The sequence below is a fragment of the Xanthomonas sp. NCPPB 1754 genome, assembly GCF_041475725.2.
Lineage (GTDB): Bacteria > Pseudomonadota > Gammaproteobacteria > Xanthomonadales > Xanthomonadaceae > Xanthomonas > Xanthomonas euvesicatoria.
In genome coordinates, this window is record NZ_CM192982.1 from 2,430,628 (window position 1) to 2,455,218 (window position 24,591).

The 24,591-nt window shown below is 66.8% G+C and carries 18 protein-coding genes; all 18 read left to right on the forward strand.

All coding sequences use genetic code 11. From position 1 onward, the window contains the following. Positions 1-1,878 (forward strand): type VI secretion system baseplate subunit TssF, encoded by a 1,878-nt coding sequence (tssF, locus tag ACCQ15_RS10625; RefSeq protein ID WP_372381491.1) that lies wholly within the window; start codon positions 1-3, stop codon positions 1,876-1,878. Continuing rightward, on the forward strand, positions 1,842-2,852 hold the full coding sequence (gene tssG, locus ACCQ15_RS10630; protein ID WP_031422684.1) for a type VI secretion system baseplate subunit TssG: 1,011 nt from the start codon (positions 1,842-1,844) through the stop codon (positions 2,850-2,852). The genes tssF and tssG overlap by 37 nt, the downstream gene beginning before the upstream one ends. 32 nt (positions 2,853-2,884) lie before the next feature. Further along, the gene (gene tssH, locus ACCQ15_RS10635) at positions 2,885-5,587 is read left to right on the forward strand and encodes a type VI secretion system ATPase TssH (protein ID WP_372381492.1); all 2,703 of its coding nucleotides are present in this window, start codon (positions 2,885-2,887) and stop codon (positions 5,585-5,587) included. A gap of 11 nt (positions 5,588-5,598) precedes the next feature. Further along, entirely contained in the window at positions 5,599-6,048 is a 450-nt protein-coding gene (locus ACCQ15_RS10640; RefSeq protein ID WP_071117492.1) for a hypothetical protein, read from the forward strand. Positions 6,049-6,239: 191 nt separating this feature from the next. After that, on the forward strand, positions 6,240-6,788 hold the full coding sequence (locus ACCQ15_RS10645) for a hypothetical protein (protein WP_218495372.1): 549 nt from the start codon (positions 6,240-6,242) through the stop codon (positions 6,786-6,788). A 322-nt stretch (positions 6,789-7,110) separates the two neighbouring features. Further along, positions 7,111-8,213, forward strand: a protein-coding gene (locus ACCQ15_RS10650) for an IS3 family transposase (RefSeq protein ID WP_372166127.1) whose coding sequence is annotated in 2 segments (ribosomal slippage) — positions 7,111-7,369 and positions 7,369-8,213 — 1,104 coding nt in all. Because the reading frame shifts where the segments join, the coding sequence is not laid out codon by codon here. A gap of 695 nt (positions 8,214-8,908) precedes the next feature. Next, positions 8,909-9,265: a hypothetical protein gene (locus ACCQ15_RS10655; protein ID WP_372381493.1), complete on the forward strand. Its 357-nt coding sequence runs from the start codon at positions 8,909-8,911 to the stop codon at positions 9,263-9,265. A 26-nt stretch (positions 9,266-9,291) separates the two neighbouring features. Further along, positions 9,292-9,831, forward strand: coding sequence for a toll/interleukin-1 receptor domain-containing protein (locus ACCQ15_RS10660; protein ID WP_228734070.1), 540 nt, complete (start codon positions 9,292-9,294; stop codon positions 9,829-9,831). Between the two features lie 175 nt (positions 9,832-10,006). Beyond that, positions 10,007-11,944 carry a type VI secretion system Vgr family protein gene (locus ACCQ15_RS10665; protein WP_029819435.1) on the forward strand — a complete coding sequence of 646 codons (1,938 nt, stop codon included), beginning with the start codon at positions 10,007-10,009 and terminating at the stop codon, positions 11,942-11,944. 8 nt (positions 11,945-11,952) lie between these two features. Continuing rightward, positions 11,953-12,492 (forward strand): DUF6931 family protein, encoded by a 540-nt coding sequence (locus ACCQ15_RS10670; protein ID WP_008577836.1) that lies wholly within the window; start codon positions 11,953-11,955, stop codon positions 12,490-12,492. Then, positions 12,489-13,874, forward strand: a complete 1,386-nt coding sequence (gene tagH / locus ACCQ15_RS10675; RefSeq protein ID WP_372381494.1) for a type VI secretion system-associated FHA domain protein TagH — start codon at positions 12,489-12,491, stop codon at positions 13,872-13,874. The genes ACCQ15_RS10670 and tagH overlap by 4 nt, the downstream gene beginning before the upstream one ends. Continuing rightward, positions 13,871-15,208 (forward strand): type VI secretion system baseplate subunit TssK, encoded by a 1,338-nt coding sequence (tssK, locus tag ACCQ15_RS10680; RefSeq protein WP_372381495.1) that lies wholly within the window; start codon positions 13,871-13,873, stop codon positions 15,206-15,208. The genes tagH and tssK overlap by 4 nt, the downstream gene beginning before the upstream one ends. Position 15,209: 1 nt before the next feature. Continuing rightward, positions 15,210-16,526, forward strand: a complete 1,317-nt coding sequence (icmH, locus tag ACCQ15_RS10685) for a type IVB secretion system protein IcmH/DotU (protein ID WP_031422699.1) — start codon at positions 15,210-15,212, stop codon at positions 16,524-16,526. 3 nt (positions 16,527-16,529) lie between these two features. Then, positions 16,530-19,988 carry a type VI secretion system membrane subunit TssM gene (gene tssM, locus ACCQ15_RS10690; protein WP_372381496.1) on the forward strand — a complete coding sequence of 1,153 codons (3,459 nt, stop codon included), beginning with the start codon at positions 16,530-16,532 and terminating at the stop codon, positions 19,986-19,988. Further along, positions 19,985-20,647 (forward strand): type VI secretion system-associated protein TagF, encoded by a 663-nt coding sequence (gene tagF, locus ACCQ15_RS10695; protein WP_372381497.1) that lies wholly within the window; start codon positions 19,985-19,987, stop codon positions 20,645-20,647. The genes tssM and tagF overlap by 4 nt, the downstream gene beginning before the upstream one ends. After that, positions 20,644-21,366, forward strand: coding sequence for a PP2C family protein-serine/threonine phosphatase (locus tag ACCQ15_RS10700; protein ID WP_277572767.1), 723 nt, complete (start codon positions 20,644-20,646; stop codon positions 21,364-21,366). The genes tagF and ACCQ15_RS10700 overlap by 4 nt, the downstream gene beginning before the upstream one ends. Next, positions 21,363-24,266, forward strand: a complete 2,904-nt coding sequence (locus ACCQ15_RS10705; RefSeq protein WP_372381498.1) for a bifunctional serine/threonine-protein kinase/formylglycine-generating enzyme family protein — start codon at positions 21,363-21,365, stop codon at positions 24,264-24,266. Before ACCQ15_RS10700 ends, ACCQ15_RS10705 begins: the two co-directional genes overlap by 4 nt. Next, a complete protein-coding gene (locus ACCQ15_RS10710) occupies positions 24,263-24,589 on the forward strand; it encodes a hypothetical protein (protein ID WP_014090206.1) in 327 nt (108 codons plus the stop codon). The genes ACCQ15_RS10705 and ACCQ15_RS10710 overlap by 4 nt, the downstream gene beginning before the upstream one ends. Positions 24,590-24,591: the final 2 nt, after the last annotated feature.

Below are 24,591 nucleotides of genomic sequence, written 5' to 3' on the forward strand. Positions count from 1 at the left end.
ATGGATCCGCGCCTGCTCCACCACTACAACCGCGAGTTGCAGCATGTGCGCGAGATGGGCGCGGAGTTCGCGCAGGCGTATCCGAAGGTGGCCGGCCGGCTCGGCATGAGCGGCATCGAGTGCGCCGACCCGTATGTCGAACGCCTGCTGGAAGGGTTCGCGTTCCTGTCCGCGCGCGTGCAACTCGAATTGGAGGCACAGCAACCGGTATTCGCCCAGCACCTGATGGACATGCTGTATCCGCACTTCCTGTCGCCGGTGCCGTCGATGGCCGTGGTGGAGCTGCAACCGGAGCAGGGCGAGGGCATCGGTCCGGCGGGGCATCTTGTGCCGCGTGGCAGCGCGCTGCGCTCGTTGATCGGGCACGGCGACCGCACGGCCTGCGAGTATCGTACGGCGCATGCGGTGACGCTGTGGCCGCTGCGTCTGACCGCCGCCAGCTACCTGGCCTCGCCGGCGGCGCTGGCCACGCTTGGCGTGCCGGTCGAGTCGCGCGCGCGCGCCGGCCTGCGGTTGGTTTTCACTGTGAATGCCGGGCTGCGTCTGGACATGCTGGCGCTGGACACACTGCCGATCTTCATCACCGGCGCCGACGGACTGGCCGGCAGCCTCTATGAGCAACTGCATGCCAATGCGTTGGGATTCGTGGTGCGTGCCCGCGCCGCGGATGGGCAGGTGCTCAGTCGCAACTTCGGCCCCGAGCATCTGCAGCCACAGGGCTTCGACGATGAGCAGGCATTGCTGCCGCGCAGTGAGCGCTCCTTCAGCGGCTATCGTCTGTTGCAGGAATACTTCGTTTGCCCAGAGCGCTTCCTGTTCGCCGCCTTCGATGGCCTGGCACAGGTGCTGCCGCGCGCGGCCTGCACCGAGTTCGAGATTGTGGTGTGGTTCGATCGTGCCGTCGAACGGCTCGACAATGCCGTGGATGCGAGCAATTTCCGCCTGCATTGCACCCCGGCCATCAACCTGTTCCCCAGGCGCGGCGATCGCATCCATCTGCAGCCCGGCATCTGCGAGCATCATGTGCTGGCCGACCGCACGCGGCCGATGGACTTCGAGATCCATGGCGTGGAGCAGGTCGAGGGCTTCGGCGATGGCAATACGCCGATGCAGCGTTTCGAGCCGTTCTATGGCGCGCAGCCGCGTAGCTGGCATGAGCGGCGCTCGGCGTTTTATGCGCTGCGGCGTCAGCCGCGGCGGCTGTCGACCGGGCAACGCCGCACCGGGCCGCGCTCGAGCTACGTCGGCAGCGAAGTGTTCCTGTCGCTGGTCGATGGCGATCAGGCGCCGTATCCGCATCAGCTGCGGCAATTGGGCATGCAGCTGTGGTGCAGCAACCGCGATCTGCCGCTGCATATGCCGGTGGGCAAATCCAGCACCGACTTCGTGCTGGACGATGGCGGCCCGGTGGCGGCGATCCGCTGCGTGGCCGGTCCAACGCGACCGCGCTCGGGCGTGACCGCCGGCGATACCCGCTGGCGCCTGATCAGCCATCTGCAGTTGAACTATCTCTCGCTGCTGGAGGCCGGCGACGACGGCGCCACCGCAGTGCGCGAGATGCTCACGCTCTACCACGACCCGCACGATGCCGCGGCGCGGCGCCAGGTCGAGGGCGTGCGCCGCATTGCCTCACGCCCGATCGTGCGCCGCATTCCGGTGCCGGGCCCGGCCACCTATGGCCGCGGGCTGGAGATCACCTTGACCTGCGACGACGCCGCGTTCGAAGGGCAGGGCGTCTACCTGCTCGCCTCGGTGCTGCGGCATGTCTTCGCCCGCCAGGCATCGCTGAATTCCTTTACCGAAACCGTGCTGTGCACGCTCGAACGTAACGAGGTCGTCCGATGGCCAGCCCATCTCGGCAATCGGCCGATCCTCTAGCGTTGCTGGCGCACCTGGAGGCGCAGCCGCAGGACTTCGAGTTGTTCGAAGCGTTGCGGCGGCTGGAGTGCGCGCATCCGGCGCAACCGCGTCTGGGCCAGGCAGCACGGCCGTTGGAGGAGCCGGTGCGCTTGGGGCAGCGCGCCTCGCTGGAGTTCCCGCCGCGCGATATCGACAGCCTGCAACCGGGCCCGGACGGTCTTCCGCCGACGCTGCGGACGCTGGCCTTGGGTTTGTTCGGCCCGCATGGCGCGCTGCCGCTGCATCTGACCGAACACGCGATCGAACGCGAAGGGGCTGGTGACCCGACCTTCGCCGCCTTCGCCGACATCTTCCACCACCGCATGATCGCGCTGTGGTACCGCGCCTGGGCCGATGCGCGCCCGACCGTGCAGATGGATCGTCCGGGCGAGGACCGCTTTGGCGCGCGGCTGGATGCGCTGACCGGCGTGGACCAACCCGCGCTGCGCGGCCGCGATGCGATGCCGTTGGCCGCACGCCGGCACTTCGCTGGCCGCTTCGTCGCCCAGGCACGCAATGCCGAAGGCCTGCGTGCGGTGCTGATCGGCCTGTTCGATGTCGCCGTGCAGGTGCAGGAATTCGTTGCCAACTGGTTGCCGTTACCCGAAGAAGGACGGCTGCGGATGGGACGTGCTGCTGCGCGCATGGGGCGTGACGCCACGCTCGGCGCATCGGCGCGCAACGCCCAACACCGCTTTCGCCTGCGGATCGGTCCCTTGGAGATCGCCCGTTACCGCGAGTTCCTGCCGGGCGGCCAGGCCCTGGAAGTACTGACCGCCGCAGTACGCGGCTACGTCGGCGACGAGCAGGCCTGGGACCTGCAATTGGTGCTGGCGCGCGAAGACGTCCCGCTGCCGCTGATGGGGCAGGGCCAGCGCATCGGCCTGTCGCTCTGGCTCGGCCACTATCGCCGCCCGCGCGATGCCGACCAGCTTGTACTCGCACCGTCCTGATCGACCTCTGTATCCACTTTTCTGGAGTTCCCATGGCAGACATCAGTCGCGCCGCCTTGTTCGGCAAGCTCAACAAGACCACGTATCGCGGCATCGAATCGGCCACCGCCTTCTGCAGGCTGCGTGGCGACCGCGAGGTGGATCTGCTGCATTGGCTGCATCAGTTGCTGCAGGCGCAAGACGGCGACCTGCATCGCATCGTGCGTCATTTTTCGCTCGATGCGGCGCGACTTGCGCAGGACCTGACCGCAGCGCTCGATCGGCTGCCGCGCGGCGGTGGCGGGCATTTCGATCTGTCGGCCAGCGTGGAGGAGGCAGTGGAACGCGCCTGGGTGCACTGCACGCTGCGCTACGGCCGGCAACGCATCCGCGGCGGCGATCTGCTGGTGGCGATCCTGCATACGCGCAGCCTGCGCAACGGCTTGCTGGCCATGTCCAGCGAGTTCGGCAAGCTGCGCGCAGAGGCGCTGGCCGACGATCTGGACGCCATCGTCGCCGGCTCGCCGGAGGACGATGCCACCGATATTGCGGCGGCCAGCGCTCCCGCCGGACCAGCCGCCGCTGGTGGGACTGCTGCGCTCGCGCTGTATACGGTCGATCTCACCGCACAGGCACGCGAGGGCAAGCTGGACCTGATCATCGGCCGCGACGACGAGATCCGCCAGGTCGTCGATATCCTGATGCGCCGCCGCCAGAACAACCCGATCCTGGTTGGCGAGGCCGGTGTCGGTAAGACCGCGGTGGTGGAAGGCTTCGCACAACGCATCGCGCGCGGCGATGTGCCGCCCGCGTTGAAGGACGTGCAGCTGCGCACGCTGGATGTGGGCCTGCTGCAGGCCGGCGCCAGCATGAAGGGCGAATTCGAGCAGCGTCTGCGCGCAGTCATCGACGAAGTGCAGGCCAGCCCCAAGCCGATCATTCTGTTTGTGGATGAAACCCACACCCTGGTCGGCGCCGGTGGCGCGGCCGGTACCGGCGATGCGGCCAACCTGCTCAAGCCGGCACTGGCACGCGGTACCTTGCGCACCGTAGGCGCGACCACGTTTGCCGAGTACAAGAAGTACATCGAAAAAGACCCCGCATTGACGCGGCGCTTCCAGGCCGTGCAGGTAGACGAGCCGGACGAGGCCAAGGCCGTGCGCATGATGCGCGGCGTCGCTTCGATGATGGAACAGCACCACCGTGTGCAGATCCTGGACGAAGCGCTGGAAGCGGCAGTCAAGCTCAGTCACCGCTATATCCCCGCGCGGCAGCTGCCGGACAAATCGGTGAGCCTACTCGACACCGCCTGCGCGCGCGTGGCGGTGAGCCTGCACGCTACGCCTGCGGAAGTGGACGACAGTCGCCGCCGCATCGAATCGCTGGAGACCGAACACGCCATCATCGAACGCGAGCGTGCAATTGGTATCGTGGTGGAGGAGCGTGCTGCCGCTTGCGCCAACCTGCTGGAAAGCGAACATACCCGCCTGCGCGAGCTGGAACAGCGTTGGGTTGCCGAAAAGGCGTTGGTCGATGAGCTGTTGTCGCTGCGCGCCCAACTGCGGGCCGGCAATGCGCCGGTGGAAGGAACTGGCAGTGGGTTGGAAGCGGAGGCCGAACAGAGCGCGCCTGGCGATATCGCCGTGCTCGATGCACCGGTGCAGGTGGATCGCGACACGCTGTTAGCACGCCTGCAACTGGTACAGGCCGAACTGGCCGCACTCCAGGGCGAATCGCCTTTGATCCTGCCAACCGTCGATTACCAGGCTGTGGCCGCCGTGGTCGCCGACTGGACCGGCATTCCGGTCGGGCGCATGGCGCGCAACGAGATCGACACCGTGCTGCGCCTGCCCGACCTGCTGGCCAAGCGCGTGATCGGCCAGGACCACGCCATGGAAATGATCGCCAAGCGCATCCAGACCAGCCGCGCCGGTCTGGACAACCCGGACAAACCGATCGGCGTGTTCCTGCTGGCCGGCACCTCCGGCGTGGGCAAGACCGAAACCGCACTCGCCCTGGCCGAAACCTTGTACGGCGGCGAACAAAACCTGATCACCATCAACATGAGCGAGTACCAGGAAGCGCACACCGTCTCCTCGCTCAAGGGCGCACCGCCGGGCTATGTGGGCTACGGCGAAGGCGGTGTGCTCACCGAAGCGGTGCGCCGCAAGCCGTACTCGGTGGTGCTGCTGGACGAAGTGGAAAAAGCCCACCCGGACGTGCACGAACTGTTCTTCCAGGTCTTCGACAAGGGCTGGATGGAAGACGGCGAAGGCCGCCGCATCGACTTCCGCAATACCTTGATCATCCTCACCAGCAACGCGGGCACCGACCTGATCGCCAGCCTGTGCAAGGACCCGGAGCTGATACCCGACCCGGAAGCCATGGCCAAGGCCATCCGCGAGCCGTTGTTGAAGGTGTTTCCGCCGGCATTGCTCGGGCGGCTGGTGGCGATTCCGTATTACCCGCTGAGCAACGACATGCTCGGCCAGATCGTGCGGTTGCAGTTGAATCGCATCAAGAAGCGCATCGAGGAGCGCTACAAGATTCCGTTCGAGTACGACGATGCGGTGGTGGAGCTAGTGGTATCGCGGTGCACCGAAAGCGAATCGGGCGGACGAATGATTGATGCGATTTTGACTAACTCGATGTTGCCGGAGATCAGTCGGCAGTTTCTCACTCGGGTGATTGAGGGCAAAAAAATCAATCATTCGCGCGTATCGGCCGTGGCGGATGGCTTTTTCTACGAATTCTGAGGGCAGAAAACATGGTGGCCAAGGCGACGGTGTATCTGAATGGTATCGAGCGCGGCAGCAGCGATGCCGCCATGGGTGGCGGGAGGCGGGGAGGGCCGGTCAACGATCTCGCCGATCACGCCGAACGCAAAGCCTGGCGAGAAGCATGGCCAAGGATCTGTCGTGAAGTACGGGCGACCGCGGACGGAACGCCATTCGAGATCACCATCGAAGTCAACATGACGATCTGCGCGGACTGCCAGAAATGGATGATTGTTGAAGTTCGTCGCCATCTCGGCCAGTTGGGTCGAGTTTTTACCTTTCATGCCACGGTGGGAAAGGAAAAGCCGGTTGTCGTTGCGCGTGACACGGTGTGGAACGCGAAGGTCGGTCAATGCCGACTTTGGAAGGCTGATCGAAGCGATCTGCAGATGGGTCGTGTACGAAGAGACGAGGTGATCTATGAAAAGACGCGAGGATAGATGCGTACTCATTTGATCGCCGGCCGTGCATGCAATTGCAGAAAAGCTGCGATCCGAGGACGTCCGCTGCCAGACCCAATCGCGCAGCGCGCATCTGACGCGAAACGTCGGTTTGCATCTAGTGAGAGTTGGCTGCAGAAGGTGTGCTTCGACGCTTCTCCATCGCTGCATCAACAAGAACGGGATCCGAAATGGTCAATGCAAAGTACATCACAGAAGAAACCGCAGCCCATGGTCGCGTGCTGGCCTTTCCGAACGTCAGTTCATGCGTGGCGGTAGTCGTCGTGTTGCCGGATGAACTCGTCGGTTGGCACGTCACGGTGAAGACGCTCGACTCGATCGACAAGGGCATGGCCGCGCAGGGGGCCGCAAAGTTTCTTGACTATGCCAGAAGCGGGACACCCCGCAGGCTGCTCATCGTGGGTCACGTCACCCACCATGACCCCACGGCGCTGCGCGATTGGGTGCGGGCTCAGCTGGCTGTCGACCTGCCCACGCAGTCTTTCGATATCACCAGGCACCGCAAGGCAGAGACGAATGTCGCGTACCACCTCTTCTTTGAGCATAACGGCCACGACATTCCGCAGATCACCTTCAAGAATTCGACGAAGGTGGGAGTAAGCAACGTCACCAATGGCGAGAGCGGAGTGCCGAATGGAGGGCTGCCCGTTCACAACCGCAGTGCGGACTTCACGGTCAGTCGCTGGCACACGCTGCGGCGCCATTTCGTCGACGTATGACCTCCGGAGCTAGCAAGACAAAGAACGCGCCAGCGGACATGCATCGCATCTTCCCGCCGCAGAGAGAGCGATACCGCAAAGCGCCCTCCGGAAAACTTGGGTCAGAGTGAACTTCCTTTAGCTCGGTGGACGACATTCATTGATAGCTGCCAGGCAGGGCGATACCCCGCGACAAAGAACACATGTGCACATGAGAGGAGGCTTACATGTTGGAAAAGAAGATCAAGGTTGGCGATGACGCCAGCTGGCTTCCTCGACGTCCCCCCAATTTTGAGTAGCACCTCAGTTTGGAGTCCAATTCCCTACCCCAAGGAGATTGGACGTGAAGAAGCGTTTTTCTGAAGAACAGATCATCGGCTTCCTGCGCGAAGCTGATGCCGGTGTGGCGATCAAGGATCTGTGCCGGCGGCATGGCTTCAGCGAGGCCTCGTATTACCTGTGGCGCAGCAAGTTCGGCGGAATGAGCGTGCCCGACGCCAAGCGGCTCAAGGATCTTGAGGCCGAGAACGCGCGGCTAAAGAAGTTGCTGGCCGAGCAGTTGTTCGAGAACGACCTGATCAAGGATGCGTTGCGAAAAAAGTGGTGAGCGCACCGGCGCGTCGTGCGCTGGTGCGCGAGTGGATCGGGCGTGGTGCCAGCGAGCGTCGCGCCTTGGCGGCGATCGGCATGAGCGCCAGCGCGCTGCGCTATTGCCCACGCCAAGACCGCAATGGCGAACTGCGCGAGCGCATTCTTGCGTTGGCGCATCGCCATCGCCGCTACGGCGTGGGGATGATCTATCTCAAGCTGCGACAGGAAGGACGCCTGGTGAACTACAAGCGCGTGGAGCGGTTGTATCGCGAGCAGCAGCTACAAGTGCGGCGCCGCAAGCGCAAGAAGGTGCCGGTTGGCGAGCGTCAGCCGCTGCTGCGGCCAGCGCAGGCCAACCAGGTGTGGTCGATGGACTTCGTGTTCGACCGCTCCGCCGACGGCCGAGTGATCAAGTGTCTGGTGATCGTGGACGACGCAACGCACGAAGCGGTCGCCATCGAGGTGGAACGCGCGATCTCCGGGCACGGCGTTGCGCGCGTGCTGGATCGGTTGGCACACAGTCGCGGTTTACCGAAGGTGATCCGCACCGACAACGGCAAGGAGTTTTGCGGCAAAGCGATGGTCGTCTGGGCACATGCCCGTGGTGTGCAACTACGGCTAATCCAACCCGGCAAGCCAAATCAAAACGCCTATGTTGAATCGTTCAACGGCCGACTACGCGACGAATGCCTCAACGAGCACTGGTTCCCGACGTTGCTGCACGCGCGCACCGAGATCGAACGCTGGCGACGCGAATACAACGAGGACCGACCGAAGAAAGCAATTGGCGGCATGACGCCGTCCGCTTATGCCCAACATCTGGCAAACACCGATATCATCAACCCCGGACTCTAAACCCGACCGCTACTCAGGGCGGGGGGACGTCGTCCTAGAAAAGAAGGGGAGCTAACAGGCAGCGGTGGCTTGATAGAGGTGCCCGGCACGGTACTGGAGGGGTACGCCACGAAGTACCTTCCTTTCATCCCGAATGCCATCAGTGCAGTCCATTCGGGAGGACTGGATGTGATCAGTTACAACTTTAGCGGCTGCTTGATGGCTGCCTACACTGCTCAGGACGGGCGGAGAATTTTTTGCCACGTGTCGACGGGTGAAGGAAATGATTGCAAGAGCGCCTGGGACCAAATTAGGAGTACTTCGACGAACGTCCTTGAGTTTCGTCCATCCGATTACATCGACACCAAGGGACGTTCCTTAGCCGGGTGCTACGGACTGATCACAAACGATGATCGGAGTCTGGCCATTACCGTGGTTTCAGGTAAAGACCCGAGCTCAAGGTTCATCTCTGCAATTACCGTGGTTTCAGGTAAAGAGCCGAACTCAAGGTTCATCTCAGCGATTAAAAAGATGAGGTTCTGGCGGGATTAATGCGTTCCGCCCCTGGCGTGATGCGCAGGGCGAGGGCGATGCGTGGATCGACAGTTCGCACAACGACAAGAAGATGCTGCCGTTCGTGGCGCTGAACACGGCACTGTTCAAGATGGCGACACAGACACAAGGATCTGATCACGCGGCGCCAGTACGACGCGGGCATGGCGCAGATGGGACTGCCGAAGGACTTCAGCTCGCGCTACGTCGAGGAGTCCGGCTATGCGCCGAGCAGCGAGGACGGCCTTGTTGAGGAGTGGATCAAACCCGGCCTGCGCGCCGAAGGCAGCGTCTGGCGGCGGCACGTGCTAATCCGATCGGGGCATTCCTCGGTTGATGCGCTGCACGATTCAACGACTATTACGGAGAACGACATGGACAACGCAGTGACAGGGGCGCACGGTCAAGCCGGCTTGCATTGGGTAGGCCATGTAGGCCACGGACGAGTTGGATTCCGGGAGCACTGTGGAGCAATGCTGCGATCGCGCGTGCAGGATCCTGCAAGGCGATTAAGCGCATGAGCTGCAGAATCCTCACCAGCTTCGCCATGGCCAACCATGGCTCGACCTTCATGCACTGGCTGCGTAGCGAGTTGATGAAGAGCCTTGGGCTCTACGACATCGATGCGGTGTATGTCGATTCGATCGTGTCGCGGTCCATCGACGATCGTGCCACGGTCGCTCCCGATACCCGCGCGCACATGCGTTCGCCAACGGGCGCAATGCCCATCGGTGCGATGCGCGAGGACTGGAATGCGCTGTACCAGGCGGCGATGCGCCAGGCGCAGTTGATGCTGTTTTGCTACACGGACGAGTTCAGGGACAGCCAGTGGTGCCGGCAGGAATGGGACCAGTTCATCGGTCAGAAGGCGGGGCGTCCTGCAGATCGACCGCTACGCGGGCTGATACTGGAATTCACCACCGATGCATGCACGCTGCCTGGGAGTCGTGGTGATGGCGTGACCCGGATACCGGTCGCCAAGACCGATGGCGGGCGCTGCGGGCTGGCCTGGGACAAAGGGGACTACATCCTGTCGAGCACGGATTATGCACGGGTGCTCGCCCAGATCCAGCAGCTGATCCGTTAAGAGGGCATGCCGGGCATCGAGGCGATGCCATGGCGTGAGCGGGAAGACCTACTCGTCGCCGGTATGTGTGGCATCGCGATTTTCGATTTCTTGCGAGCCAGCGCGGCCGGCAAAGTCATCGCATGCCATCGACCTCCGCGCCGATGTACCGCAAGACCACTCCGGGAGCCTGATCATGGCCCACGCCATCACCCTGCAGTCGCCGCTGGGCAAGACGCTGCGCTTTGTGCGGATGAGTGCGCACGAGGCGCTGGGGCGCCCGTATGCGTTCGCCTTGCATGGCATCAGCCGCGATGTGGCGATCGACCTGCGCGCTCTGCTGGGCAAGCCGATGGCGGTCAAGGTCACTTCGCCTCAGGGCTATGTGCGGCACTATCACGGCATTGTCGCCGAAGCCGAGCAGACCGGTTTCGAGCAGATCGAGGGGCTGCGCTACGCCACCTATGCCTTCTCGCTGGTGCCCAAGCTGTGGTTGCTCGGGCAGCGCCGCGATTGCCGGATCTACAAGAACAAGAGCGTGCCGGAGCTGGTGCGCGCATTGCTGGCCGACGTTGGCTGCACCGACGTCAAGTTGCGCCTGAGCGCGAGCTACCGGCCGCGCGAATATTGCGTGCAGTACCGCGAGAGCGGGCTGGACTTCGTCAGCCGGCTGATGGAGCAGGAGGGCATCTACTACTACTTCGAACACAGCGCCAGCACCCATACGCTGGTGCTGGCCGATAGCCTTGGCGGCCACGAGGCGGTGGCGCCGTTCGCGCAGATTCCGTACTGCCCGCCCGGACAGAAGGGCAGCCGGATGAAGGACGCAATCACCGACTGGTCGCTGGCGCGCAGCGCGCACAGCACGCGCGTGCGGTTGGACGACTACGACTATCTCAAGCCCAAGGCGTCGCTGCGGGTGAACGAGACTCCTGCCGAGTCCTCCGGACCGGCGTTGGGTGAGCTGGAGGTGTTCGACTATCCCGGCGAGCATCTCGATGTCGCCGCCGGCCGCCGCCACGCACAGGTGCGTGCCGAAGCACTCAACGTGGCGCAGGCGCAGTACCAGGGCTGGACCGATGCCTGCGGTTTGCAGGTGGGCGCGTTGTTCAAGCTACGCGACTTCCCGCTGGCCGAGCACAACCAGGAATACCTGGTGACGAGCGCGAACACCGAATTGGTCGAAGTGGATTATGTGTCCGGTGGCGAGACGGTTGCCGAGCCGTTTGCGTCCACCTTCCGAGCGCTGCGCAGCCGGCAGCCGTACCGCAGCCCGCAGACCACACCGCGTCCCAGCATCGCCGGATTGCAGACCGCGGTGGTCGACGGCAAGACGCCCGAGGACATCGCGGTCGACCAGCACGGCCGCGTCCAGGTGAATTTCTTCTGGAGCCCGCCGGGAACGCCGAACGCCGACTGTTCGTGCCCGGTACGTGTGGCGCAGGCGTGGGCGGGCAAACGCTGGGGCGCGCAGCACATTCCGCGTGTTGGCCAGGAGGTGGTGGTGAGCTTTCTGGAAGGCAATCCGGATCGTCCGCTGATCATCGGCAGCGTCTACAACGCCGACCAGATGCCGCCGTATGCACTGCCCGAGCACCGCACCCGCAGCGGAGTGAAGAGCCGCAGCTTGTTGGGCGGCGCCGAGGACTACAACGAGATCCGTTTCGACGACAAGAAGGGCAACGAGGAGCTGCTGCTGCATGCGCAGCGCGATCTGCGCCACGAAGTGGAGAACGACCATTTCGTCACTGTCGACCGCAACGAGACCGCGGAGGTCAAACGCGAACGCAGCCACACCGTGGGCGGCAACGACCGTCTGGACGTGGGCAAGGCGCTGCGCATCCAGGCCGGCAGCGAGATCGAGCTGGTGACCGGCATGGCCCGCCTGCAGCTGAAGGCCAGCGGCGAGATCGTGCTCAGCGGCACCCGGCTCACGCTCGATGGACGCGTCAGCGTCGGCATCCAGGGCGGCGTCAGTGTCGATGTCAGCGCGATGGCCAACCTGACCCTGCGCTCGAATGCGTCGGTGCTATTGCAATCCAACGCCGTGACCACCGCGCGCGCCAACGCGGCGCTGCTGTTGCAGTCGTCCGGTCCGGCCGTGCTCAAGGGCACTCCGCCCATCATCGCCTGAGGACCGCCATGTTGCAGATTCTTCCCGCCGCGCGGCAGATGCGGCTCTCTCCCTGCGCGCATGCCGCCCTGGCGCCGGACATGGCGCCGGAGACTGCCGTGCGCGAATTGCTGGCGCGCGGGCTTGCCCAGGACGCGTTGCCGTTGGCGTTGCGCTTGTTGCCCAGGCCGTATGCGGTGGCGTGGTTGTGCCAGTGCATGCGCGCGCAAACGCTCAGCGGCCACGACAGCGAAGGTCTGCGGTTGGCGCAGGCGTGGGTGCAGCAGCCGGGCCCAAGCCAGCGCGAGAGCGCACGTGCATTCGCCGCCGACGACGACTATCAATCGGTCGGCGCCTGGCTGGCGGCGGCCGCGGCCTGGAGCGATGGCAGCCTGAGCGAGGAGGACGGCCCGCCGGTGGCCGACCACCTGACCGCGGCGGCGGCCGTGGCGGCGTTGCTGCATCTGGCTGGGCGCGAGCCTGCAACCTTCGAAGCGCAATTGGTGCGCTGGAGCGAAGATGCCGCACGGCTGCTGTCCGGATTGCGCGTGCGCGAGCGTACGCCATGAGCGCGGCGTCGCCCCGACTGACGCTGACGGTGCGCGATGCGCAGGCAGTGTCGGGCAGCAAGCAAGCGCAGGTCAGCTTCGCGGCAGAAGGCGGGCGCATCGGCCGCGACGCCTCCTGCGACTGGGTGCTGGAAGGCGAAGGCGTATCGCGCCTGCATGCCAGCGTGCGCCATCTCGATGGCGTGTATTTCATCGAGGATCACAGCACCAACGGTGTCCTGCATAACGGCGTGCCGCTGCGTGCCGGCTTCCCGGTGCCGCTGCATGCCGGCGACGCCTTGCGCATCGATGCCTTCGAGATCGAGGTGGCGGTGGAAGGCGCAGGCGTCACCGCTGTTCCGGCGGCCACGCAGACCTGGAATCACGCCGAGCCGTGGACACTGTCGCCGACGCCACCACCGCAGCCATCCCAGCAACCGCCGCTGGAGCGCGAGCGCGATGTGTTTGCCGAACTTGGGGCAGCGTCGACGCAACCGGCCGACACCGACCCGCTGGCCTTGTTCGCCACTTCGTTCACGCTGGCCGGCAGCCAGGGCGATGCGGCGGCGTTCGGGCTGGGGCATGCGCCGGCAACGGCTGACGCCTATCGTGCCCCCGTGGCCGTGCCGGCTGCCGCTGGCGTCGTGTTGCCCGAGCATTGGGATCTGACACGCAGCGAATTTGCGTTGCCGCCGGCTGCCGATGCAATCGCGGCCGTGCCAACGCCGTTGCAGCCCGCGCCAGTTTCCATCGTCGCCGCGGCGCCAGCACCGACACCGGCGCCAATGCCAATGCCGGCCTCGGCAAGCGAAGTCGCGCCGGCATCGACGTCCGCTGCGGTCCCCACCGCAGCGCAGCCGGTCGTCGCACAGTCGCCGGATGCACCCGAACTGCCTGCGCTGTTCGCCGCCATGACCGCAGGCCTGATGGATGTATTGCACGCACGCGCCGAGCTGAAGAACAGCCTGCGCCTGCCGGTCACGCTGATCCAGCGCACGGAGAACAACCCGCTCAAATTCGCCGCCACCGTGGACGAAGCGGTCGCCCGCCTGTTGGCGCCAGCAGGCCCCGGCTATCTGACCGGTGCGGCTGCGATCGACGAAGCGATGGAGGACATCGGGCGTCACCAGGTGGCCTTGCTGGCCGGCATGCGTGCGGCCTTCGAGCATGTGTTCACCCAGTTCGATCCGGCACGCTTCGAGGCAGACGCCGCCGGCCATTCCGCGCTCGCGTCCTGGGGCAATCGGCCCTGGCGACGCTACGCGCAGCACTACCGCGAGCTGCTCGGCGATCCTGACGAGCGCTTCCGCCGCCTGTTCGGCGAAGAGTTCGCCCGCGCCTACGAACAACAGCTGGCCCGCGCCAAGACGCAGGCCCAACCCGCAGACGGCGACCGAGCATGACCCCCTACAACAAGGTGATCTGGAGCGAGGGCCTGTTCCTGCGCCCGCAGCACATGCAACAACAGGAGCGCTATCTCGAGCGCTACATGGAACTGCAGGCCGGCGCGCTGCGCCCGCATGCGTGGGGATTCAGCCAATTGGAGCTGGAGCCGGAACTGCTGGCCATCGGCAAGCTCGGCATCCGTCGCGCCCGCGGTTGCTTTCCTGACGGCACGCCGTTTTCCATTCCCGATCGCGATCCGGCGCCGCCAGCCTTGGACGTGCCGGCCAACTGCCGCGACCAGGTGGTGAGCCTGGCGCTGCCGCTGCGCGCAACCGCCCAACCCGATAGCGCCTGGCCTGATGGCGATGGCAGCCGGCTGGCGCGCTATCGCGTGGGCGAAGCGGAAGTCGGCGATGCCTCCGGCAGCATCGCCGGTACCGTGCTGCTGGAAGTGGGCGTGTTGGCCAGTCGCCTGCGCCTGCAGTCCGAACCGGGCGAAGGGCTGGTGGAGGTGCCGATGGCGCGCATCGTCGAATGCCGCGCCGATCGACGGGTGATTCTCGATGACGCCTTCATCCCGACCGCCAGCCGGATCGAAGGCGCAGCGCGCCTATCTACGCTGCTGGCCGAGTTGCTGGGGCTATTGCACCAGCGCGGCCAGGCGCTGGCCGAACGCGTGGCCGGCAGCGACAGGGGTGGCGTGGCGGAAATCGCCGACGTGCTGATGCTGCAGGTGATCAACCGCTACCAACCGCTGGTGGCGCATTGGGCGAGCGCGCCGTTGGAGCATCCCGAAGCACTGTACTGCGTGCTGCTGGGGATGGCTGGCGAACTGGCGACCTTCACCCGTGCCAGCAAACGCAGCGGGCCATTCCCGCCGTATGCACACGATGCGTTGCAGGCGAGCTTCGAGCCGGTGGTGGTGTCCTTGCGCGAAAGCCTGAGCGCGGTGCTCGAACAGTCGGCGATTACCGTGCCCTTGCAGCAACGCAAGTACGGCGTATGGGTGGGCATGGTGCCCGATCCGGCCTTGCTGGACTCGGCGGCGTTCGTGCTGGCGGTCAAGGCCGATCTGCGCGCCGAAGACTTGCGCAAGCGGCTGCCCACCGAATCGAAGATCGGCCCGGTGGAGAAGATTCGCGACCTGGTGAACCTGCAATTGCCAGGGGTGGCCGTGAGCGCGCTGGCGATGGCGCCGCGGCAGGTGCCGTATCACGCCGGTTGCGCTTACTTCGAACTCGATCGGCAATCGTCGCTGTGGAAGACGCTGCGCACCTCCGGTGGCGTGGCGCTGCATTTCGGCAGTGGTTTTCCCGGCCTGGAACTGGAGCTGTGGGCGGTGAGGAATTGAGATGAGCAATACGGTCGACCAACACGACGACGATGCCACCGTGGTCCGCAGCGCGACGCCGGCGCCGCGGGCCGCTGCCGCCACGCCGGCTCGCCAGGCGACGACGCGCACCGTGCCACCGCCCGACCTGGATGCCGTCATGCGTGCGGCGCCGGGCGCGATGCAGGGCAATGCGGTGGTGCGCGCCGCCACGCCGCTGCTGTTGCTGGCGGTGCAGTTGCGACACTCCACGCAGACGCCGGACATCGCCACCTTGCGCGAACACTGCAGCACGCGCCTGCAGCGCTTCGAGCAGGAGCTGCGGCAACAGGGCATCGACGACAAGACCGGCATCGCCGCGCGCTATGTGCTGTGCACGCTGCTGGACGAAGCCGTGCTGGCCGCGCCGTGGGGCGAGGGCAGCGGCTGGTCGCAGCGCACCTTGCTGGTGACCTTCCACGGCGAGACCTATGGCGGCGCCAAGGTCTTCGACCTGCTCGATCGGCTGGCGCGCGATCCGGCGCGGCACCTGGACCTGCTGGAGCTGCTGTATCTGGCCTTGGCGCTCGGCTTTGGCGGTCGCTATCGGGTGGAACAGGGCGGGCGCGCGCGGCTGGCCGATCGCCAGGCCGAGCTGTACCAACTCATCCAGCGCCAGCGCCTGCCGGCGCCTGCCGAGCTGTCGCCCAACTGGCAAGGCGCGCAGGCACCGTTGCTGCGCAATACGGCGGCCACGCCGCTGTGGATCGCGACGCTGGCCTCGCTGTGCATCGTGCTGCTGGCGTTCGTGTGGTTGCATGCGCGCCTCAATGCGCTGACCGCGCCGATCAGCGCGCAGCTGGCGCGCATCGGCCTGGAGCGGGTGACGTTGCCGATCCCGGCGGCGGCCACACCCGCAACCAGCGCAGCGCTTGCACCGCTGCTGGCCGCCGAGCAACGCGCAGGGTGGCTGACCGTCCAGACCGAGGGCGATGGTCGCAGCACCGTGCGCCTGGCCAGTGCGTCCATGTTCCCCAGCGGGAGCGCGGAGTTGGATGCCGATCAGACCCGCCTGCTCGAACGCGTTGCTGCGGCGCTGGAACAGGTGCCGGGGCGGGTGGTGGTGGTGGGACATACCGACGACCAACCGGTGCGCTCGCTGCGCTTCAAGGACAACTTCGCCTTGTCGGCGCGTCGCGCCCAGAGCGTGGGCGCCGTGTTGGCGGCCGGCTTGCGCGACCCGCGCCGCGTCCAGACCAGCGGCGCGGGCGATTCCCAGCCCATTGCGTTACCGCCGCAGCTGCCCGGCAACCGTGCGCGCAATCGACGCGTCGAAATCCTGTTGATTCCCGAGACCTGACCCATGCGATTTGTGCTCGATTTCCTGCGCACCCGCCACGTCGCCAGTGCTGCCGTCCTCGCGCTGTTGGCCATGCTCGTCTGGGTCGGCGGCCCCTATCTCAGCGTGGGCCGCATGCAGCCGCTGGCCAGCGTGAGCGGCCGCCTGCTGGCCGTGGCCGTGCTGCTGCTGGTGTGGGCGGGGTGGCGCTACCTGCGCTGGCGCCACGACAACGCCAAGCAGCAGCGCATGGCCGGCGAACTGGTCGGGCAGGGCGCCAGCGCCGAGGACGCCAGCGGCAACGACAGCCGCGCACGTGCAGCGCAGGAACAGGTCCGCCTGCGTGCGCGTTTTGCCGAGGCGATGGCGGTGCTGCGGCGGCGCCGTCGCAACGGTCCCGGCCTGCATGTGCTGCCCTGGTATCTGCTGATCGGCGCGCCCGGTTCCGGTAAGAGCACCTTGCTGCAGTCTTCGGGCCTGGAGTTTCCACTCAAGGAACATGGCAACCACGCCGCGCTGGAAGGGGTTGGCGGTACGCGCAACTGCGATTGGTGGTTCGCCGACCAGGCAGTGTTCCTCGACAGCGCCGGGCGCTATACCACCCAGGATTCGGACGCCATCGCCGATGCCGGTGCCTGGCACGGCTTTCTGGACCTGCTGCGGCGGCACCGCCGGCAGCCGTTGAATGGCGTCATCGTGACCGTGAGCGTGACCGAGTTGCTGGAGCTCGATGGCGATGCCGGTCTGTCGCATGCGCGCGCGGTGCGTCATCGGCTGGACGAACTGGTCGACAAACTGCGCGCCCGCGTGCCGGTCTACCTGGTCGTGACCAAATGCGACCTGGTGTCGGGCTTTGCCGAATTTTTCGCCGATCTGGATGCCGCCGGCCGCGCGCAGGTGTGGGGAGTGTCGTTCCCACAGGCGCAGGCCGCCGATGACACCGATCCGTTGACGCGATTCCCCACCGAGCTCGAACGCCTGCTGGAGCGGATCGATCAGCGCGTGCTGGAGCGCGTGCATCGGGCGCGCGATGCACGCGAGCGTGCCGCGGTGCTGTCCTTCCCGCAGCAGTTGCGGTTGCTGCAGCCGACGCTGATGGAGTTCGTGCAGACCGCGTTCGGCCGCCATGGCTATGCCGGCCAGCCGTGGCTGCGTGGTGTCTATCTGAGCTCGGGGACGCAGCAAGGCCATCCGATCGACCGCGTCATCTCGGCAGTGGCGCGACACTTCGGCGTCGCCGCTGCCGGCCTGCCGCCGGCCATCAGCGCGCCACGCAGTTACTTCCTGCCACGCTTGCTAAACGACGTCGTCTTCGCCGAGGCGGGCCTGGCCGGCAGCCAACCCGGCAGCGCGCAGCGCCGTCGGTTGCTGCAGCTGGCTTGCTGGGCCGTGTTGACCGCCACCACCCTGGGCGTGCTGTCGGGCATGGCCGGCAGTTACGCCCGCAACGTGCAACTGATCGGGCAGGTGCGCGATGCGCTCGACGCCTATCCTGCCGGCCCGCTGCCTGCCGATGCCGGCGAGGCCGCGTTCTATGCCAAGGCCTTGCAGCGTTTCGACGCGCTGGCGCGCGCGCGCGATGTGGCACTGCCGCCGGGTCAGTCGATCCCGTGGTCGCGACGCTTCGGTCTGCACCAGGGCAGCGCTTTGGCGCGCGATGTGCAGGACGCCTATCTGCGCGACCTCAATGGCGCGTTGCTGCCGGCATTGGCGCAATCGCTGCGACGCAAGCTGGAGCAGGCCAGCAACGATCCGCAACGCTTGTATCCGCTGCTGAAGGGCTACCTGATGCTGGGCGACCCGGCGCGCCGCGACGTCCTGCATCTGGCCACGCTGGCAGGCACGGTCTGGCGGCAGATATTTCCCGACGATGCGTCGGTGCGTGCGGGATTGAACCGGCATCTGCGCGCCCTGCTGGGTCCGGTGGACGGTGCCCGCGCGCTCGCGCTGGATCGGCAGCAGATCGAACAGACACGGGCGAGCCTGCGAACCGCCGAACTGCCGGCATTGGTCTACGGTGGCCTCAAGCTGACGCAACCCGGCGTCGATGCCGGCCAGGCGCCACGTCTGGATCGCCGCCTGGGCCTGTTGGGCGATGTCTTCGAACGCCGCAGTGGCCTGCCGTTGTCTGCGCCATTGCCGCCGCTGTTTACCCGCCAGGCGTTCCAGGCACAGACCGGTGGCGGCATCGCGCGTGGTGTGCAGCAGTTCCTCGCCGACGATTGGGTACTGGGCACGGCACCGCTGGACCCGCTGGCGCGTTCGCAGCTGGAGCGCCAGGTATTGGCGCTGTATCAGCGCGATTACATCGCTGCCTGGGACAGCCTGCTGGCCGACCTGGTGCTGCGGCCGGTCGCCCAGACCGGGCAGGCGAGTGCGGTGGCCGCCAAGCTGGGCGGGCCGGCATCGCCGTTGAAGGCCTTGCTGGTGCTGCTGCGCGAACACACCCACGCACTGGGGCGCACGCCACCGGCCAAGGGCGGTGCGAGTGCTGCAGCGGGTGGAGAGGCCACCGCCGCGGCCGAGCCCGATGTGGCGGCCGACCCGATCGAACGCCATTTCGAGCCGCTCAACCGCTTGCTCGATGGCGGCCCGGGCGCCAGCGCGCTGGACGAAACCCTGGCCGCGCTGACCCAGATGAGCCGTACGCTGTTGGGCGCTGCTGCCGGCGTTGCCGCCGACCAGAACGATCCGGCGTTGCTGATCGCCGCGCAACAGGCCGAACAATTGCCGCCGCCGCTGGGAAACTGGATGGCGACCCTATCCGGCCGCGGCCGCGCATTGACTGCCAGCAGCGCCGGCGAGGCGCTACGCAACGCGCAGCGGCAGGCGACCGGACGCGAGTGCGCGCTGCTGGTGAGCGGGCGCTTCCCGTTCGTGCCGGGCAGCCGCAACGACATCCCGTTGCGCGACTTCGCCGAACTGTTCGGACCCGGCGGGCGCATGGACCGCTTTGCGCAGCAGTCCCTGCTCGGCAAGGTCGATACCAGCGGGCGCCGCTGGCAATGGAATCCGGGCATGGTGGCGGTCGGTGCCGACGACGTGCTGGAGCGCGCGCAACTGGCCGACGAGATCAAGCAAGCGTTCTTCGCGGGCGGCGGCGCGCAGCCGCAGGTCGCCTTCACTGTCTCCATCCCACTGCAAGCGGCAATCAGCCGACTGCAACTGGAAGTGGATGGGCAAACCCTGGAGGTGCGCGAAGGCGCGCGTGCCAGCCAGTCGATGACCTGGCCCGGACCCAATCCGGGCCTGGTGCGTGTCGCGGCGTGGGACGCCAGCGGGCAGGCCTTGCCGATGCTCGAATACCGCGGTCCCTGGGCCTGGTTTCGGGCGCTGCAGGCCGGGCGGCTGCGACGCAGCGGCGATCTGGATTACACCGCCAGCCTCGCCCTGGGCAGCGCCACGGTGCGGCTGGACGTCCAGCCGGCGAGCCTGCGGCATCCCTTTGCGGCGTCGGCCGTGCAGCGGTTCAGTTGCCCATGAGCGCCGTGCAATGCCCGCCGGGCTTCTACGGCAAGCTGCCCGCGGTTGGCGATTTCGTGCATCGGCGCTTGCCGGAGAGCTTTGTCGACCCATGGCACGCGGCGATGCAAGGCGTGCTGTCTGCCGCCGGGGCAGTGAGCAGGGCGCCTGAGGGCCAGGCACCGGTGTGGCGCTTCGTGCTGCTGCCGGGCCTGGCTGGGACGGCCGCATGGGCCGGGGCGATGCGTGCCAGCGTCGATCGGGTCGGCCGCGCCTTTCCCCTGGTCATCGCCGCACCGCTGCCTGCAGGCGATGCCGATGGCACGACGGCTGCGGTCATGCCGACCTATCTGCATTTGCCAACGTGGCTGGATGCTGCCGACACAGTGTTGTGCAACATCGGGGCAGAGCGACAGCAGGACGGTGCCTGGTTGGACCGCGTCTGCGTGACACTCGCACAGCAGGCGCACGACGAGACAACCATGTCGGCGTCGCCGCCGTCGCCGCCGTCGCCTGCTGGCGCAATCACCGCTGGCAGCAGCCTGTGGTGGACGGCCATGACAGGATCTGCGCCGGGTGCCTGGATGCAGTTCGCCGGCTGGCCTGCGGCCTGCCATGCACACGTCCTGCTTGGCGCATTGCAAACAGCGAACGCATGCGTTGCAGAGCACATGCAATGAGCGCCTGTTACGTGTCCGCCGGGCGTACCGAGCAAGGCAATGTCAGGCGCCAGAACGAGGATGCGATCCTGCTGCGCGACGATCTCGGTCTGTGGGCAGTGGCCGATGGGCTGGGTGGCCACAGTGCCGGCGATCTCGCCAGTCGCATGGTCGTCGATGCACTGGGCGCGTTGCGGCGCGACGGTGACCTGGCCAGCTTCGTCGACGCCATCGATGCGCGGCTGAGCCAGGTCAACCAGCAACTGCGTGCCTTGGCGCGCGCGCGGCGGGTGGACGTGATCGCCAGCACCGTGGTGGTGCTGGTGCACGACCACGACCTGCTGATGTGCGGCTGGGTGGGCGACAGCCGTGCTTATGCGTTCGAAGAAGGCCGGCTGCAGTTGCTGACCCGCGACCACGTGGCCGGCGACAAGGACGAGTTGACGCAGGTGGGACGAACGCAGCCGGCCGGCGGTGCGCTCACCCGCGCGATCGGCGCCGACGATGCGCTGTACGTGGACTGGATGGTGCGCGCGCGCCGGCCGGGGCAGCACTACCTGCTGTGCTCGGATGGCATCAACAAGGAACTCAGCGACGATGAGATCGCCGCCCACTGCCGGCGCGAGCAGCAGCCCGCTGCGCTGGTGGCGCGCCTGTTCGATACCGCGCTCGGCCGTGCCGGGCGCGACAACGTCTCGGCCGTGGCCCTGCGCCTGGCCCCACGGAATGCTCTGCCATGACCACCCGCGATCACGACACGACCGGCCGCACCTCGCCGCCGGACGACGACCGTACCCGCGTACGACCGGCCCGCGAACTTGCCGATACGCCACCACAGCCGCCGGCTGTGGATGACGATGTCACCCGCATCGCACCGCTGACCCAGCAGCGCGCCGCGCAGGCGTCGGCGGACGCGGCGACCCGGGTCAACCCGCCAACGCACAGCGATGACAGTGCCGGCGCATCGAGCTGGCGGCGGGTCGCGCAATTGCAGGGCGAGGCCCAGGTGGGCGTGGGCATGCTGCTGAAGGCACGCTTTCTGCTGGTGCGCGAAATCGGCCGTGGCGGCATGGGCGTGGTTTACCTGGCGCGCGACGAACGCAAGGTGGAGGCACGTGACCGCCATCCCTATATCGCGGTGAAAGTGCTCAACGACGATTTTCGCCGTCATCCGGATTCGCTGATCGCACTGCAGCGCGAATCGCGTCGCGCGCAGAGCCTGGCCCACGACCATATCGTGCGCGTGTACGACTTCGACAAGGACGGCGCCATCGTGTTCATGACGATGGAGTACATCGAGGGCGACGACCTGCGCGGGCTGATCCGCAGCCGGCTGGGCGAGGGCATGCCGCTGGCCGAGGCATGGCCGCTGATCGAAGGCATGGGGCGCGCCCTGCAACGCGCGCATGCGGCCGGCATCGTGCATTCGGATTTCAAGCCGGGCAACGTCATGGTCGGCGCAGGAAACGTGGCCAAGGTGTTCGACTTCGGTATCGCCCGTGCCGCGAAATTGGCCGGCGCCGAATCCGGCGATGACCACACGCTGTTCGACGCCGCGACGCTGGGCGCACTGACACCCGCCTACGCCAGCCTGGAAATGTTGCGCGGCGACGAGCCGGCGTTCGCCGACGACGTCTACGCGTTCGGCTGCGTGGTGTATGAACTGCTGTCCGGCCGCCACCCGTTCGGCAAGCAATCGGCGACGCAGGCGCAGGCGCAGCAGCTGCGCGTGGCGCCGTTGTCGACGCTGAGCCGCCGGCAGAATCGCGCACTGCGCAGCAGCCTGGCGTTCGCGGCCGCGGCGCGGCCGACGATGACGGTCTTGCTGGAGCAACTGCGCCCACGCAGCCGCAGCGAGCGTGTGTTGCCGTACCTGCTGGCCGGCGTGCTGTTGCTGGCCGGCGGCGCCGGTACGGCGGTGTGGCTGCAGGTGCATGCGCAGCGGGAGAAGGTGGCCGGGGTGCTCGAGCGCTTCTCGCCACAAGCGCCGAACCGGTTCGTGCACGAGGCGCACGCACGGGCGGCGTTGTGGGCGCTGGGAGAGGACGACCGCCGGCGCTTGATCCTGGACCGCAGCAGCACCATCGAAGCCTTCCTGCTGCGGCGGCTGGATTACTATTGGCAGCCGGCACGCGGCCGCGAAGACTATGTGGGCGCGCAGCGCATTTTGATCCTGCGCGACCAGTGGAAGCTGTTTTCGCCACGCCTGGACGCACGCCGCAGCGCCATGGAGCAGGAGCGCGATCGCCTGCTCAATGGTCTGGACACCGCATTGACCGGCGCAATCGACGCCGGCGCCCTGTTCGAAGATCAACCCGGCAACGTGGTCGCGCTGCTCGACCGCGTGCGCCGCCTGGCACCGGACAGCGGCCTGCTGCGGCATGCCGAACTCGAGTTGCGTTACCGGCGCGGATGCGCCGATGCGCTCAGCGCAGGTCGCATCGATGCAGCACGCCGCTGGCTCGCGACCGGGCGCCGCGTCTTCCCGCACTCCGCGCAGCTGCAGGAATGCGCCCACGAGCTCGACGCGGCAACCGTCACCGCATCCGCCGCGCCGTCGGTCCCGCCGGCGCCGCTGGTGGACGATGCGCAGACCCAGCTTGCCGCGCAGATCGCCACGCGCATCGAGTCGGTGCGCACCGCGGCGGCCGCCAACGATGTCGTCAAGGTGAAGAATCAACTGGCGCAGATCGCGGCCAGCAGCCCGGGCCATCCCTTCCTGCGCAGCGAAGGCGCGCAGCGGCTGACCGATGCCTATCTGGGACTGGCCCGCGGCCTGTGCCGCGAAGGACGCTGGAAAGACGCCAGTGCCGTTATTGGGCAGGGACTGGACGCACAGGACGCGCCGCGCCTGCGTCAGGCGTTGGCGCGTTACCAGTTTGCGCTGGAGCTGGAACAGCTCGGCACCGCACTGCCTGCGCCGGCAGTGCTGCAGCGTCTGCGCGAGCGCAGGACGGCGCTGCAAGCGCAGGACGCCGACGGCTTCCGGGCCTTCCAGAGCGATGTCGCCAAGGCCGGCCGACAACGTGCGTCCTACACCGCAACACTGCTGCCGAAGCTCGAGCCGGTGGCGGCTTCGCCTGCAACGCCGACGAAGCCGGAAGATCCCTGTCGGGTCTCGGCACCGCCTGGCGGTGCGGCCATCTGCAGCGACGACCTGGGCAAGCATGGTCGTGGCCCTGAACTGGTGGTGCTGCCCAAGCCCGGGCGGGCGCTGGCGATGATGCGGCGGGAAATCAGCGTGGCCGACTTCGCGTTGTTCTGCGCCGACACCAAACGTTGCAGCGTCTCGCGCTGGACACGCAGGTCGGCGCCGGTGGACGACGTACGCCTTGCGCTGATCGGCGATTACGCCGCCTGGCTGAGCAGTGTCAGCGGCCGCAAATACCGACTGCCGCGCGATGCCGAGTGGTTGCGTGCGGCACGCGCCGGCGAGCGCGCCTGCACGGCGACCGTCTCCAACAGCTGGGGGCTGCTCGACATGGCCGGCGGCATCGCCGAGTGGGTCCAGGATGGAGACGGCGTGGCCGTGCGCGGCAGCCAGCGCGGTGCGGCTGCCTGTATCGGCCCCGGTCCGGTGAGCTCCGATGGCGAGGCCGCGCGCGGGATCGGTGCACGCCTGGTGAGAGAACTGGAATGAACGACTGGGAAACCCGGGCCAACCTGGTCCTGCAGGACTTGAACGCGGCGCAGGCGGAGCGGCGCCTGGACCCGTCCGAGTATCGGCGGCGGCGCCTGCAATTGTTGCAATCGATCGTGCGCTCGGCAGGCCAACCGACCGAGCGCCGCCGGCGTGTCGCAGCGCCGCGCAACTTGCCGACCCCAATCGTGACGGTACGGCGCGATCGCCAGCCGCCGAACGCCCTGCAGGCGGCGTTGCGCTCGTGGAAACTGCGCTTATGGGCGGCGGTGATGCTGCTGGGCGCGGCCTGGGTGTACTGGCATGGCCTTTCTACGTTGTGACG

Excerpts from the sequence above, each read along its gene's own strand:
- ACCQ15_RS10710 (WP_014090206.1), top strand. The coding sequence starts at position 24,263 with ATGAACGACTGGGAAACCCGGGCCAACCTGGTCCTGCAGGACTTGAAC.
- ACCQ15_RS10655 (WP_372381493.1), top strand. The coding sequence starts at position 8,909 with ATGGCGCAGATGGGACTGCCGAAGGACTTCAGCTCGCGCTACGTCGAG.
- tagH (WP_372381494.1), top strand. The coding sequence starts at position 12,489 with ATGAGCGCGGCGTCGCCCCGACTGACGCTGACGGTGCGCGATGCGCAG.
- tssG (WP_031422684.1), top strand. The coding sequence starts at position 1,842 with ATGGCCAGCCCATCTCGGCAATCGGCCGATCCTCTAGCGTTGCTGGCG.
- ACCQ15_RS10640 (WP_071117492.1), top strand. The coding sequence starts at position 5,599 with ATGGTGGCCAAGGCGACGGTGTATCTGAATGGTATCGAGCGCGGCAGC.
- ACCQ15_RS10670 (WP_008577836.1), top strand. The coding sequence starts at position 11,953 with ATGTTGCAGATTCTTCCCGCCGCGCGGCAGATGCGGCTCTCTCCCTGC.
- ACCQ15_RS10645 (WP_218495372.1), top strand. The coding sequence starts at position 6,240 with ATGGTCAATGCAAAGTACATCACAGAAGAAACCGCAGCCCATGGTCGC.
- ACCQ15_RS10705 (WP_372381498.1), top strand. The coding sequence starts at position 21,363 with ATGACCACCCGCGATCACGACACGACCGGCCGCACCTCGCCGCCGGAC.
- ACCQ15_RS10660 (WP_228734070.1), top strand. The coding sequence starts at position 9,292 with ATGGCCAACCATGGCTCGACCTTCATGCACTGGCTGCGTAGCGAGTTG.
- tssK (WP_372381495.1), top strand. The coding sequence starts at position 13,871 with ATGACCCCCTACAACAAGGTGATCTGGAGCGAGGGCCTGTTCCTGCGC.
- ACCQ15_RS10665 (WP_029819435.1), top strand. The coding sequence starts at position 10,007 with ATGGCCCACGCCATCACCCTGCAGTCGCCGCTGGGCAAGACGCTGCGC.
- icmH (WP_031422699.1), top strand. The coding sequence starts at position 15,210 with ATGAGCAATACGGTCGACCAACACGACGACGATGCCACCGTGGTCCGC.
- tssH (WP_372381492.1), top strand. The coding sequence starts at position 2,885 with ATGGCAGACATCAGTCGCGCCGCCTTGTTCGGCAAGCTCAACAAGACC.
- ACCQ15_RS10700 (WP_277572767.1), top strand. The coding sequence starts at position 20,644 with ATGAGCGCCTGTTACGTGTCCGCCGGGCGTACCGAGCAAGGCAATGTC.
- tssF (WP_372381491.1), top strand. The coding sequence starts at position 1 with ATGGATCCGCGCCTGCTCCACCACTACAACCGCGAGTTGCAGCATGTG.
- tssM (WP_372381496.1), top strand. The coding sequence starts at position 16,530 with ATGCGATTTGTGCTCGATTTCCTGCGCACCCGCCACGTCGCCAGTGCT.
- tagF (WP_372381497.1), top strand. The coding sequence starts at position 19,985 with ATGAGCGCCGTGCAATGCCCGCCGGGCTTCTACGGCAAGCTGCCCGCG.